Source organism: Paraburkholderia lebeckiae (assembly GCF_014201005.1).
In the GTDB taxonomy this organism is placed as follows: Bacteria; Pseudomonadota; Gammaproteobacteria; order Burkholderiales; family Burkholderiaceae; genus Paraburkholderia; species Paraburkholderia tuberum.
Window position 1 is genome coordinate 250,919 of record NZ_JACHDK010000002.1, and the last position, 12,763, is coordinate 263,681.

A 12,763-nucleotide genomic window follows, 5' to 3' on the forward strand; every position below is an offset into this window, starting at 1 on the left:
TCGCCGACGGCATCGCGATTGCGCGCCAGCCGCCGGCTCACGGAGACACAATATGAAGATTGCGCAGATCGCCCCGCTGACCGAATCGGTGCCGCCGAAGCTCTACGGCGGCACGGAGCGCGTCGTGTCGTACATCACCGAAGCGCTGGTCGAGCAAGGCCACGACGTGACGCTGTTCGCGAGCGGCGACTCCGTCACGAGCGCGAAGCTCGAAGCGGTGTGGCCGCGCGCGCTGCGGCTCGATCCGGGCATTCGCGACCGCATCGCGCCGCATATGCTGTTGATGGAACTCGTGCGCCGCCAGGCCGAAGAGTTCGACGTGCTGCATTTCCACCTCGACTACTACTCGTTCTCGGTATTCAAGCGGCAGGACACGCCGTTCGTCACGACGATGCACGGCCGGCTCGATCTGCCCGAGCAGCAGCCGGTGTTCGACACGTTCAACACCGCGCCCGTGATCTCCATTTCGAACGCGCAGCGTCATCCGCTGCCGCAGGCGCGCTGGCTCACCACGGTCTATCACGGCCTGCCGGCGCAGCTCTATACGCCACAACCGGTCGAGCAGAAGTACCTCGCGTTTCTCGGCCGGATTTCGCCGGAAAAGCGCGTCGATACAGCGATCCGCATCGCCGGCCGCTGCGGCATGCCGATCCGTATCGCCGCCAAGGTGGATGCGGCCGATCGCGAGTACTTCGAGCGCGATATCCGGCCGTTGCTCGACCTGCCGTACGTCGAGTACGTCGGCGAGATTGCCGATCATCAGAAGGCCGAGTTTCTGTCGGGCGCGCATGCACTGCTGTTTCCGATCGACTGGCCGGAGCCGTTCGGTCTCGTGATGATCGAGGCGATGGCTTGCGGCACGCCGGTGATCGCGTTCAACCGCGGCTCGGTGCCCGAAGTGCTCGAAGAGGGCGTGACCGGGTTCATCGTCGAGGACGAGATCGGCGCGGTGGCGGCCGTGAACCGGCTGCACAAGGTGTCGCGCGCGGGCGTGCGGCGGCGTTTCGAGGAGCGCTTCACGTCGCACCGGATGGCGCGTGAGTATGTGGAGGCCTATCAGTTGGTGATTCGCGCACAGAAGCGCTCGAGGTTCAAGGTGGTCGATTCGTCGGGCCGTTGATGCGGGATCGTTGGGACGTGTCGAAGTGAAGGACGGCGGTGCGCGATGCGCGGCGCCGTTTTTTTGCGCGCGAGTTTTTCCGTTCCCGAGCGTCGGCATCGGCATACACAACAAAAAGACCGCGCGACGACCCGCACAGGGTCCACCGCGCGGCCTTCGCCGCGATGCGCGCAAGTGATCAGTGAAGCGCGCCGATGAGCGCGCTCAGATCTTCAGCCGCGTGACCTTCGTGCCTTGCAGCGAGACGTCGCCCATCAGGCCCGCGTTCGTCAACACGAAAACCTGCACCGGCGCGGTGGCCGTGGTCGTGTCGACGGCGCCATTCGCGCCGATCTTCACGAGCGCGACCGATGCATCGACGCCGGCCGACCAGCCGTTCGCGTTGCGGAATTTGTCGAGCGAATCCTGCGTCATGAACAGGAAGATGATCGCCTTCGACTGCGCGCCCGCCTGCAGGCCGAACGAGCCCGACGCGGTGCTGTAGTAGCCGACCGTCGCGCCGCCCACCCGCAATGCGCCTTCGCCATACTGGCCGCCGACGATCAAGCCCGCCTGCAGCACCGACGGGAACACCAGCACGCCGCGCGCCTTCGACACCAGCTCGCGCGAGCCCGGCACGGTCGTGAATAGCTTGGACAGCGTGCCATCGACGCTGGCGTCGATCGACTGTCGTTTCGAGGCGTCGACATGAGCATTGTCCGGCGTGTTGCCCGTCGTCGTGCAGCCGGCGAGTGCAAGGCCTCCGAAAGCAAGCGCAGCGGTCGTCTTCAACATGAAGTGTCGTCTTTGCATCGTTTTTCTCCGTCATGGATCCGGGGCGCAACCGTGGTGGTGTCGCCTGGTTGCCTTTGAGTTATAACACAGGATGGTGCAAAAGGCGCGTTGCGTGACAACGCGAAAAGCCTTATGGAACAAGGGTTTGGGCTGATCCCAAGAGGTCTTCACAGTAAATTTGACCGGTCTTGCGCGCGACTTCGGAGCACGCGTCGAGCGACGATCGGAGGGGCGACGCCGAACAGCGCCCGAGCCGCGACGATTGTGGAGACGCTTCGGCGCGGCCGCACGATGCGCCGTTTTTTACCGATTTTCGCGTCGCGCGGCGGCACATCGACATGGCAATGAGAGTGTTGTGTCGGCGCAGCAAATTGCGGCGAAGTGCAAGCGGCGCGGCCGCCGCTCACCCGTGATTCGCCGGACTCTTGACCGCCGGCGGGCGCCGCAGCGCGCGGCGCACCATGCCGATGATCACGCCGATCGCGAACAGGATAGCCGCCGGCACGATCCAATAGCCGACGAACGCGTGCCACAGATAGGCGAATAGCGTCGAGCGGCGCACGCTGTATTCGTTGATCGCGTCCTGCTGGCGCGGCGCGTTGGCGGCCAGCACGTCGGCCGGGCAACCGGCCGCCTTGGCCTCGTCGGGCTTGCCATGGCAATGCGCGGGCGCCCCGGCGGCGCGCTGCGCGGCGGTGAAATTCCAGGTGGTCAGCGCGCGGTCGAGATCGACCGCGTTGTACGACATTTCCTCGCGGATCTCGTTGACCGCGACGATCGCCACAGGCACGGCCCAGAATATGATGACCAGCAACCACCGCCTTAACCAGCGGTTTTTGTGCTTCGATACCATCCTTGCCTCCGATCGATGCTCAGTAGCACCAACGACAAGATGGCGGCCCGCGTAGTTGATTGGTTCTATATGAGTGGGGGTGGGCCGTCTCCGCAGCCATCATAGAAGAAAACGGTGCGTTGCGGCGGGTGGACGACGAAGCGGGGGGACTCGATCGGAGCGCCGCGTGGGCGCAACGATGCGCCGGCGCCGCGTCGATCGGAGGGCGCCGGCGTGGGGGACGGCTACGCCTGCCGCTCAGTTGGCCGGCGCTGAGGAGGACAGGCAGGTCTTCATGAAGGCCTTGCGGTCGTCGCCCTTCTTGTCGGCCGCCTGCTTGTTGCACACCTTCATCTTGTCCTGCTGGCTCATCGGCGCGGCGGCGGCCGGCTTTGCGGAAAGACAGGTTTGCATGAACGCCTTGCGCGCGTCGCCTTTCTTGTCGCCGGCCTGCTTGTTGCAGTCGGCCATCTTGGTCTGTTGGCTGTTCTGCGCAAACGCCGGTGATACGAGTACCGCGCCCAACATCAGCGTGGCGATAGCGGATTGGATCTTCATGGGACACTCCATCGGTGGTGAAAACGTTTCTGGTCGTTCATGCGCGCGGGCGACGACGGCATCCATGGGCCCATCGGCGCATCCATTATGGCAAATGCCGTCTGCGAGAACGGCTCAAAATGCATTCCGGTTGACAGCGGTCCGCGCTCGTTTTCCCTGAGCAGCGTGGCGCAACCGGCGCTGCGGCGTTTGAAACAATCGAATGAACGAGAGCGCGAATTTTGTCATGCAATGCAGATTGCCCGGGGCGATTATTTCAAGCTCATTGAAACGAAATTCCGGTTTCTGATATTTTGATCTATGGTTAAGAGGCAATGAGAATTTTCATATTGCTGCGAATGCAACTGAATAGAAAATAGGCATGAAATTCGGTAGTCGCCGCTATCCTCAACTGCGCTCCGGGGCATGCCGCTCCCTGCCAACCCTCAACCTCGCGAGGAGACTTACCATGCATTACCTGTTGATGTACGAGTTGGTACCCGACTATCTGGAGCGGCGCGGCGAGCACCGCGACGCGCATCTGAAACTCGCATGGGCCGCCGCCGAGCGCGGCGAACTGCTGCTGGCCGGCGCGCTCGCGGAACCCACGGACGGTGCGGTGCTGCTCTTCACCGGCGCGTCGCCTGCGGTCGCGGAGGCCTTTGCCACAGCCGATCCGTACGTACTCTGCGGACTGGTCACGCGTTGGCGCGTGCGCGAATGGACCACGGTCGTCGGCGAGCACGCATCGAAACCAGTGCGCCCGTAAGGGCTTCGAAGCGACTGCGTCGCTTCTGTCACGCCTCGAACTCCGCGCATGCGCGGCGGCCGCGTGCGCGCCTCCCGTTGCCTCCATGTCACCGCGCGGGCGCGTCACAGTCCTTTCGCCGACGCTCGAAACCGATGTTCACATCAACCATCAAAGCGCATAGAAATGCATGCTGGATCGGCAATTACATTTCTAAAACCCATTCTGATCGATCATGCGGTATTGTGCTTTGCAATAGACAGATCCGATGCCGGATAAGCAGCATCTTCTGTTACGGCAATACGAGAATCGACGCAGCGAAACGGACAAGATTGTTTCTATCCGTAACACTTGTCTCAACTGTACTCATGCAAAGATTGGAATGGTATGCTTCGTGCACAAATTTTCCCATGCACGAGTGAGACCGCGTTTTGTGCTTCGTAATAGGGAAGAGCCGCACCACGTGTGGGCGGGCTGCTCCAGCGAGCCGAACGGACCAAACAAATTTGTGCAACCGAGGGCCGCACACGGGTCGTGAACGCTGAGAATCCGTGGCAGGCCCAACGCCGCGGCCAGGCCAGGCCGCGTGGAGAAAATCCAATGTTTTTCGATGAGCTAAACAACGACGAATGGGCGCTGCTCGCGCCGCTCGTCTCCGACGAGCCGGCCGTCCGTCTGAACCGGCGCGGCCGGCCGCGCGCCGAACCGCGCATCGTGACGAATGCGGTGCTGTGGATCTTGACCACCGGCGAGCCGTGGTCGAAGCTGCCGGGCCGCTATCCGTCGGGTCCCACCTGCCGCCGCCGCTTCGAAGAGTGGCAACTGAACGGCACACTGCTGGAGATGGTCCGGCTGCTGTCGCAAAGCGGGCGCACGTTCGCGTACATTCCCCAACCGGCGCCGCCCGTTACGGCCAGACCCGCGGCACCGGTTGCGCAAACCCCGAGCCCGCGCGAAGACAATAATCTGCGCGGCGTGTCCTGGAAGAGTCCCGACTCGTGGCAGGCGCCCGGCGTCGGGAGCGCGCTGAGCCAATGGCGTACGGCCGATCCGATCGGCGACATCACGCGGCAATTGTCGGGGCTTGCGCCGGCGGCGGCGCCGGCGAGCGCGGTGGCGACATCGGCGTTCGCGACGTCCGCAGTGGCGACGTCCGCGACGGCGGCGGAGATGCGCGTCGAACCGGCCGCGTCCGGCACGGTCGAGCCCATCGCGGCCGACGACCCGATCTCGTCGCTGACGATGGGCCTCGCCCCGCGCGGCATGCAAGTCGCCGATTCGCGCGGTTATCTGATCTACGTGGTGGTCGAGGAAGTGCCGAATGCGATGTATCGCGGGTGGGCGGAGATCATCAGGGACGGCAAGCGCGTCGAGCGCTCCGGCCTCGTCGGCCCGCGCTTCGCGGATGCGCAGCACGCACAGCAGTTCGCGCTCGACTGGGCGCGTCAGTGGATCGATCGCGAATGCGCGACCGACGCGGCGGCCACGATGATGGTCCACGCAACGGCCGCGCCCGCGTCGGCGAACCTTGCGCAGCGGTCTGCGGACCGTTCGTCGTCAGGCCTGCGTCATGCGCCGGAACCGGCGTCGGTCAATGGCATCGCCAATCACCCGGGCAATCACGGCGCGCCGTTGCACGGGCCGCTGAAGCCATCACCGAATGCATTGCGCGGGCCGCTGCGCCGCTATCCGTCGGACACCGCGACCGCGACCGCGAACGGGGCAAGTACGCCCACGGTGACGACCGACAGCGGCACCGCGGAGCGCTTTTCCGCAACCTACAAAGAACTCATCTCATACGTGGGATGAGCCCGGCGGTCCCCGCGGCTGCTTTGCGGCGCCGCAGGTTCCCGCTTCGTCATTGCGACCGGTCGCGCCTCATTGCCTTCCGTACGTATCGTCGAAGCGCACGATATCGTCTTCGCCGAGGTACGAACCCGACTGCACCTCGATCATTTCGAGCGGCATCTTGCCCGGGTTTTCGAGGCGATGCGTAACGCCGAGCGGGATATAGGCCGACTCGTTTTCGGACACGATAAAGCGTTCGTCGCCGCGCGTGACGAGCGCGGTGCCGCGCACGACGATCCAGTGCTCCGCGCGGTGATGATGCATCTGCAGCGACAACCGCGCGCCCGGCTTCACGACGATCCGCTTGACCTGGAAGCGCTCGCCGGTGTCGACGGAATCGTAGTTGCCCCACGGCCGATGCACCTTGCGATGATTGGCCGCTTCGAGCCCGCCATCCTCGCGAATCCGGTTGACGATCTTCTTGACGTCCTGCACGCGCGACTTGTCGGCTACCAGAATCGCATCGGCGGTCTCGACGACGACGAGATCCTGCGTGCCGACGCAGGCAATCAGTCGTCCTTCCGAATGCGCGAAGGTGGAGTTCGCGCCTTCGAACATCACGCGGCCGCGGCTCACGTTGCGATCGGGGTCCTTCTCGCTGATGTCCCAGATCGCGTCCCACGAACCGACGTCGGACCAGCCGGCCGTAAGCGGCACGACCACGCCCGACGCGGTGCTCTGATCGGCGCCGAGCTTTTCCATCACCGCGTAGTCGATCGAATTCGACGGCGAGCCGCTGAACGCATCGCGTTGCAGCCGGAAGAAGTCGCCGTCCGCCGTGCTGCCCGCGAAGGCCGATTCGCATGCTTCGTAAATGGCCGGCTGAAAATGGCGGATCGCTTTGAGCCACGTCGATGCGCGCATGATGAAAATACCGCTGTTCCACCAGTATTCGCGTGATTCGACATAGTGCTGCGCGAGTTCCAGATGCGGCTTTTCGACGAAACGGTCGAGGCGATGCGCGACGGGGCGAGCTGCTGCTGCGGTCTGCACATCGTCAGAACCGAGCGGCGCGCCGATGCGGATATAGCCGTAGCCGGTTTCGGCACGCGTCGGCACGATTCCCATGGTGACGATATGGCCAGCGGCCGCATGCTGTACGCCGGCGGCGAGCGCCGCGTGAAATCCTGCGCTGTCGGTGACCGCGTGATCGGCGGGCATCACGACCATGATGCCGTCTTCGTCCTGCGCGGCGACGGACAACGCGGCCACCGTCAACGCGGGCGCGGTGTCACGGCCCACGGGTTCGAGTATCAGCCGGCTCGGCCTGGCGCTCGTGCGCAGTTGTTCGGCCGTCGTGAAGCGCTGTTCTTCGTTGGCGACGACCACGAGCTGGCCGGCAAGCGGATAACCGGCTTCGAGCCCATCGAGACGGCGGGTCGTCGATTGCAGCAGCGACTCTTCGCCGAGCAGGCCGATCAGCTGCTTCGGATGCTGCTCGCGCGACATCGGCCACAGCCGGGTGCCCGAGCCGCCCGCGAGAATCACGGGATGAACCTTCAGCTGGACGCTGGTTGCGGTTGAGGGCATGGGCGATTGGGCGGGGGTGGGCCGGGTGCCGGCAGGCGTGACCGGGGCCGGAGCTGTCATGGTGAACTCTCCTCGAGGCTGAATGAATGCGTCGAGTTTTATCACGAAGTCGCGAATCAATAAAAGCGCGTTAAATACAATTCCGATAAAAGGCGCGTCGAATTTATTCGAAATTCACCAAAAAATGTCTCGCCGATTTATTAAAAATAAAAATTACCTGAAAAAAATCAGCAAGCATTTTTTTCGCTTAATGATGCGCAAGAATGACAGCACGAGTGGGGCCCGAGCCTCGCGCCCAGAACTGTTGGCAAAGCGAAAGCTTCTGTGCGAAAGCGCTCGAATGGGCTGCCCGGAATCTTCTGTCAGGCCGTATTGCGGCAACAATTGCCGCGCAAAATGCATAAAAAATACCGAAATTTTGACCGATACAATTTGAGATTTTTTGCGGTCTTGTCGTGGGAATTTTAATACCGCTTTATTGATGTATGAACAAGGGTATTCACTCATTCGCATTCGGAATTTGCGGTCTGGCCATTCAGGCTCATTCAGTCCAATCGCGCCGCCAGGCAGATCGGAAATAAAAAAGCCCAACGATGAAACCCGCATGCAACACCCATTTCAACCAACCGACGGATCGCACTTGACTGACGAACAGAGGGGTGGCGCATGCTGAGCGTTCTAGCGAGAATCATCGACATCGCCATGGTCGCGCTCGCCGCGGTGCTGGCGGCGGGCGTGCACAGCGGCAGAGTGGTATGGCTCGACGATATGCAAAGCGTGTCGCTTGCGTTCGGCTGCCTGCTCGTGGTGGTGTTCTTCCCGGCGCTCGGCATCTATCAGTCGTGGCGCGGCAAGCCGCTCTACGATCTGCTGTCGCGCGTCACGGGCGGCTGGCTGATGGTCGAAGTGACCGGCGTGCTGATCAGCTTCAGCGTGCACCGCGCCGACAGCCTGTCGCGGCTGTGGCTCGTTTACTGGGCGCTCGCGTCGATCGTGCTGCTGGTCGTCACGAAGGTGATCGTCTATTCGATTCTGCGCGGGCTGCGCCGCGAGGGCTTCAATCAGCGCGCGGTCGCGATCGTCGGCGGCGCGCCGTACGGCCGCTTCCTGATCGAACAGATGCTCGGCCGTCCCGAAGCTGGCTTCAAGCCCGTCGTCGTGTTCGACGAGGACGGCACGATCAATCCTTACGAAGACCCGGACGCGGCGCACGCGGTCGCGGGCGTGCCGCTCGAGCGCGACTATCAGCGCATGATCGAACTGGTACGGCAGCGCGCGATCCGCGAGTTGTGGCTCGCGCTGCCGATCTCGAAGGAGAAGGCGATCCATCGCTTCGTGATGGATCTGCGCAACGACTTCGTGAACATCCGTTTTATCCCGGACGTCGGCAGCCTCACGCTGTTCAATCAGCCGATGGTCGAGCTGCTCGGCGTGCCCGCGATCAATCTGGCCGCCTCGCCGATCACCGATCTGCGCGTGCTGCCCAAACGCGTGTTCGACAGTGTGTTCGCGCTGGGCGCGCTGACCGCGCTCGCGCCGCTGATGCTCGCGATCGCGCTGATGGTGAAGCTCAGCTCGCCGGGGCCGGTGTTTTTCCGCCAGCGGCGCAAGGGCATCGACGGCCGCGAGTTCGAGATCTTCAAGTTCCGCTCGATGAAGGTCCACAAGGAAGCGGCCGGCAAGATCACCCAGGCGACGCGGCGCGATCCACGCATCACCGCGGTCGGTGCGTTCCTGCGCCGCACCAGCCTCGACGAGCTGCCGCAGTTCATCAATGTGCTGCGCGGCGAGATGTCGGTGGTAGGTCCGCGTCCGCATGCGCTCGAACACGACGACATCTACAAGGATCTGGTGAAGGGCTACATGTACCGCTACCGGATCAAGCCGGGCATTACCGGCTGGGCGCAGATCAACGGTTATCGCGGCGAAACCGATCGCATCGAAAAGATGATGGGCCGCGTAAAGCTCGATCTGTACTACATGCAGCACTGGACCTTCTGGCTCGACATCAAGATCGTCGTGCTGACGCTGTGGAAGGGCTTCGCGGGCAGCAACGCCTATTGAACGCGGGGCGCCGGGCCGCGCCGATGCCACGCATCGCGCGAGCGCATTCCTGAATCAACTTTTTTACCGAGGTGCAATCCATGAACCTGACGATCATCGGTAGCGGCTATGTCGGCCTCGTGACCGGCGCGTGTCTGGCCGACATCGGCCACGACGTGTTCTGTCTCGACGTCGACGCGCGCAAGATCGACGTGCTCAACAACGGCGGCGTGCCGATCCACGAGCCGGGGCTGCAGGAGATCATCGCGCGCAATCGCCGCGCGAAGCGCCTGACGTTCTCCACCGACGTCGAGGCCGCGGTCGCGCACGGCGACATCCAGTTCATCGCGGTCGGCACGCCGGCCGACGAGGACGGTTCCGCCGATCTGCAATACGTGCTCGCGGCCGCGCGCAACATCGGCCGCCATATGACCGGCTTCAAGGTGATCGTCGACAAATCGACGGTGCCGGTCGGCACTGCCTCGCGCGTGCGCGAAGTGGTCGCCGCCGAGCTGGCCGCGCGCGGCGTCGAGCAGATGTTCTCGGTCGTGTCGAATCCGGAGTTCCTGAAGGAGGGCGCGGCCGTCGAAGACTTCACGCGGCCCGATCGCATCGTGCTCGGCTGCGACGAGGACGTGCCCGGCGAAAAGGCGCGCGAACTGATGAAGCGCCTGTATGCGCCGTTCAACCGCAATCGCGAGCGCACACTGTATATGGACGTGCGTTCGGCCGAATTCACCAAGTACGCGGCCAACGCAATGCTCGCGACGCGCATCTCGTACATGAACGAGCTCGCGAATCTGGCCGATCGCGTCGGCGCGGATATCGAGGCGGTGCGCCGCGGCATCGGTTCCGATCCGCGCATCGGCTATGACTTCCTCTACGCGGGTTGCGGCTATGGCGGCTCCTGTTTTCCGAAAGACGTGCAGGCGCTGATCCGCACCGCGGCCGATCACAACGCGAACCTGCGCATTCTCGAAGCCGTGGAAGCGGTCAACGATGCGCAGAAGCAGATCCTCGCGCAGAAGATCGTCGCGCGTCTCGGCGAGGATCTGTCGGACCGCACGTTCGGCGTCTGGGGTCTCGCATTCAAGCCGAACACCGACGACATGCGCGCGGCGCCGAGCCGCGAGCTGATCGCCGGGCTGCTGGGCCGTGGCGCGCGCGTGAAGGCCTACGACCCGGTCTCGATCGACGAAGCGAAGCGCGTGCTCGCGCTCGATCTGAAGGACGTGCCGCAGCAGCATGCGCGACTTTCGTTCGTGAGTGAAGAGATGGAAGCGGCGAGCGGCGTCGATGCGCTCGTGATCCTGACCGAATGGAAGGTCTTCAAGAGTCCTGATTTCGATGCGCTCAAGCGCATGCTGAAGACCCCGCTGATTTTCGATGGCCGCAATCTGTACGAGCCGGACGTGCTGCTCGAACTCGGCATCGAGTATCACGCGATCGGCCGGCGGCATGCGTTGCGCAACGCGCCGGCGCGTGTCGGCGCGAAAGGTTCGATGCAGGCGGCGGACCTCGCCGCGACGGCAGCCTCCGGCCGCTGAAGCCGCCGCGATCGCCGCGCGAGAGAGTCCGCCATGTTCGACAACGTTCTGATCGTGTGCCACGCCAACGTGTGCCGCTCGCCCGCCGCCGAGATGCTGTTCAAGGCGAGCCAGGCGCGCGCGCCGCGCTCGGGGGCCGCACCTATCGCGTTTCATTCGGCGGGCATTCGTGCGGTGAACGGCCACGGCATGGACCCGGTGATGCGGCGCCTGCTCGAAGAGCGCGGCGTCGCGGCCGGCGTTCACCACGCGCGGCGCCTCGAGCGATCGCTCGTGCGCGCGGCAGATCTCGTGCTGGTGACCGAGCGCGCGCAGGTGAGCGAGGTCGAAGCGCTCGATCCGTCCGCGCGCGGCAAGGTCTATCCGCTCGGCAAGTGGGAAGCCGATTCGGACGTCGCCGATCCGCACGGCGGCGCGGAAGACGAATACAGGGAGAGTCTCGTGCTCATCGAACATCTGGTCATGGGATGGCTGAAAAAAATATGCTGAAGAAACCCCGCATCGAAAACTCATTCGCGAGCTTGCGCACGAAGCTCGCCGCCTCACTTCTGCTGACGTCCTTTCTGTCGGCCTGCGCGACCGCACCGGGCAATTACCTCGACACGTCGCGGCTCAAGGACAACGATCAGGCGCCGAGCGAAACCTATCCGGTCCATCTGATCGACGCGAACCTGATCATGGCGCTGGCGCAAGCCGCCGCCGCGAAAACCCAGCCGTTGCCGCCGTCGGCGCTGTCCGATCCGTCGCTGTACGTGTACCACCTCGCGCCGCAGGACATTCTCGGCATCACCGTGTGGGATCACCCCGAGCTGACCACGCCGCAGGGCAGTACCTTGTCCTCGGGCGGCAATACCACGCAGACGATCGCGGGTGCGTTGCAGCAGCCGTATACGGCCGCGCTGCCGGGCCAGGCCGATCCGTACGGCCAGACCATCGCCGCCGACGGCACGATCTTTTTCCCGTTCGTCGGCCGCATCCAGGCCGCGGGCAAGACCACGACCGAGCTGCGCGATCAGCTCGCCGCCCGCCTCGTGCCATATATCCGCAATCCGCAGGTCGACGTGCGCGTGCTGTCGTATCGCGGCCAGAAGGTGCAGGTCACGGGCGAAGTGAAGCAGCCGGGACCGCTCGCGGTCAGCGACGTGCCGCTGAAGCTGGTCGACGCGATCACGCGCTCGGGCGGCACGAACCCGGACGCCGACATCCAGCGCGTGCGACTCACGCGCAACCACAAGCTCTATGTGCTCAATGCCGATCGCATGCTCGATCAGGGCGATACCACCCAGGACGTGATGCTGCAGAACGGCGACGTGATCAACGTGCCGGACCGCACCGACAGCCGCATCTTCGTGCTGGGCGAAGTGAAGACGCCGATCCAGGTGCCGATCGTGCGCGGCCGTATGACGATCGCCGACGCGCTCACGCAAGGGGGCGGCATCCTCAACACCGACGCCAATCCGCGCCAGATCTACGTGATGCGCGGCATGCGCGAGCATCCGACCACGCCCGAGGTGTTCCGCCTCGACATGACGCAGCCGGACTCGATCATGCTGTCCTCGCAGTTCCAGTTGCAGCCGCTCGACGTCGTGTACGTGGGCACCGCCGCGTCGACCACGTTCAACCGTGTGTTGCAGCAGGTGCTGCCGAGCGTGCAGACGCTGTTCTATCTGAAGCAGCTGACGCGCTGAACGTTTGGGCAGTAACGTCCCGCGCCGCTGTTGTCCGGGCGGTGCGGGACGCGCAACGAAAGCAGCAGTACCGCTGACGCGAAAGCCGAAGCCAAC

The 12,763-nt window shown here is 64.0% G+C and carries 13 protein-coding genes; 8 read left to right on the plus strand and 5 right to left on the minus strand.

The window, feature by feature from the left end:
- Positions 1–52: 52 nt before the first annotated feature.
- Positions 53–1,120: a glycosyltransferase family 4 protein gene (locus HDG39_RS04435; RefSeq protein ID WP_184003566.1), complete on the plus strand. Its 1,068-nt coding sequence runs from the start codon at positions 53–55 to the stop codon at positions 1,118–1,120.
- 204 nt (positions 1,121–1,324) lie between these two features.
- Here HDG39_RS04435 and HDG39_RS04440 read toward each other — a convergent pair whose 3' ends face one another.
- The 3 genes from HDG39_RS04440 to HDG39_RS04450 form a co-directional block, all read right to left on the minus strand.
- Positions 1,325–1,912 (minus strand): BPSL1445 family SYLF domain-containing lipoprotein, encoded by a 588-nt coding sequence (locus HDG39_RS04440; RefSeq protein ID WP_026225387.1) that lies wholly within the window; start codon positions 1,910–1,912, stop codon positions 1,325–1,327.
- 385 nt (positions 1,913–2,297) lie between these two features.
- Complete coding sequence (locus tag HDG39_RS04445) at positions 2,298–2,747, minus strand: hypothetical protein (RefSeq protein ID WP_184003568.1); 450 nt, start codon at positions 2,745–2,747, stop codon at positions 2,298–2,300.
- Between the two features lie 237 nt (positions 2,748–2,984).
- Complete coding sequence (locus HDG39_RS04450) at positions 2,985–3,284, minus strand: PsiF family protein (RefSeq protein ID WP_184003570.1); 300 nt, start codon at positions 3,282–3,284, stop codon at positions 2,985–2,987.
- A 39-nt stretch (positions 3,285–3,323) separates the two neighbouring features.
- Here HDG39_RS04450 and HDG39_RS04455 point away from each other — a divergent pair, with 39 nt between their 5' ends.
- The 3 genes from HDG39_RS04455 to HDG39_RS04465 all read left to right on the plus strand — a co-directional run bounded on the left by HDG39_RS04455 (position 3,324) and on the right by HDG39_RS04465 (position 5,820).
- The gene (locus HDG39_RS04455) at positions 3,324–3,581 is read left to right on the plus strand and encodes a hypothetical protein (protein ID WP_184003572.1); all 258 of its coding nucleotides are present in this window, start codon (positions 3,324–3,326) and stop codon (positions 3,579–3,581) included.
- A 151-nt stretch (positions 3,582–3,732) separates the two neighbouring features.
- Complete coding sequence (locus tag HDG39_RS04460; protein ID WP_184003574.1) at positions 3,733–4,032, plus strand: YciI-like protein; 300 nt, start codon at positions 3,733–3,735, stop codon at positions 4,030–4,032.
- A 579-nt stretch (positions 4,033–4,611) separates the two neighbouring features.
- The gene (locus HDG39_RS04465) at positions 4,612–5,820 is read left to right on the plus strand and encodes a DUF6566 family protein (protein WP_184003576.1); all 1,209 of its coding nucleotides are present in this window, start codon (positions 4,612–4,614) and stop codon (positions 5,818–5,820) included.
- Positions 5,821–5,889: 69 nt separating this feature from the next.
- Here HDG39_RS04465 and HDG39_RS04470 read toward each other — a convergent pair whose 3' ends face one another.
- Together HDG39_RS04470 and HDG39_RS04475 are read right to left on the minus strand one after the other, a co-directional pair.
- Entirely contained in the window at positions 5,890–7,449 is a 1,560-nt protein-coding gene (locus HDG39_RS04470) for a mannose-1-phosphate guanylyltransferase/mannose-6-phosphate isomerase (RefSeq protein WP_409259154.1), read from the minus strand.
- Positions 7,450–7,602: 153 nt separating this feature from the next.
- Positions 7,603–7,995, minus strand: coding sequence for a hypothetical protein (locus HDG39_RS04475; RefSeq protein ID WP_184003578.1), 393 nt, complete (start codon positions 7,993–7,995; stop codon positions 7,603–7,605).
- 60 nt (positions 7,996–8,055) lie between these two features.
- On the opposite strand from HDG39_RS04475, the gene HDG39_RS04480 reads away from it, so the two are divergent.
- The 4 genes from HDG39_RS04480 (at position 8,056) to HDG39_RS04495 (ending at position 12,667) form a co-directional block, all read left to right on the plus strand.
- Positions 8,056–9,453, plus strand: a complete 1,398-nt coding sequence (locus HDG39_RS04480) for an undecaprenyl-phosphate glucose phosphotransferase (protein WP_184003580.1) — start codon at positions 8,056–8,058, stop codon at positions 9,451–9,453.
- A gap of 80 nt (positions 9,454–9,533) precedes the next feature.
- Positions 9,534–10,979, plus strand: a complete 1,446-nt coding sequence (locus tag HDG39_RS04485) for a UDP-glucose dehydrogenase family protein (protein ID WP_184003582.1) — start codon at positions 9,534–9,536, stop codon at positions 10,977–10,979.
- A gap of 33 nt (positions 10,980–11,012) precedes the next feature.
- On the plus strand, positions 11,013–11,468 hold the full coding sequence (locus HDG39_RS04490) for an arsenate reductase/protein-tyrosine-phosphatase family protein (protein WP_090804816.1): 456 nt from the start codon (positions 11,013–11,015) through the stop codon (positions 11,466–11,468).
- Complete coding sequence (locus tag HDG39_RS04495) at positions 11,462–12,667, plus strand: polysaccharide biosynthesis/export family protein (RefSeq protein ID WP_184003584.1); 1,206 nt, start codon at positions 11,462–11,464, stop codon at positions 12,665–12,667. Before HDG39_RS04490 ends, HDG39_RS04495 begins: the two co-directional genes overlap by 7 nt.
- Positions 12,668–12,763 lie beyond the last annotated feature (96 nt).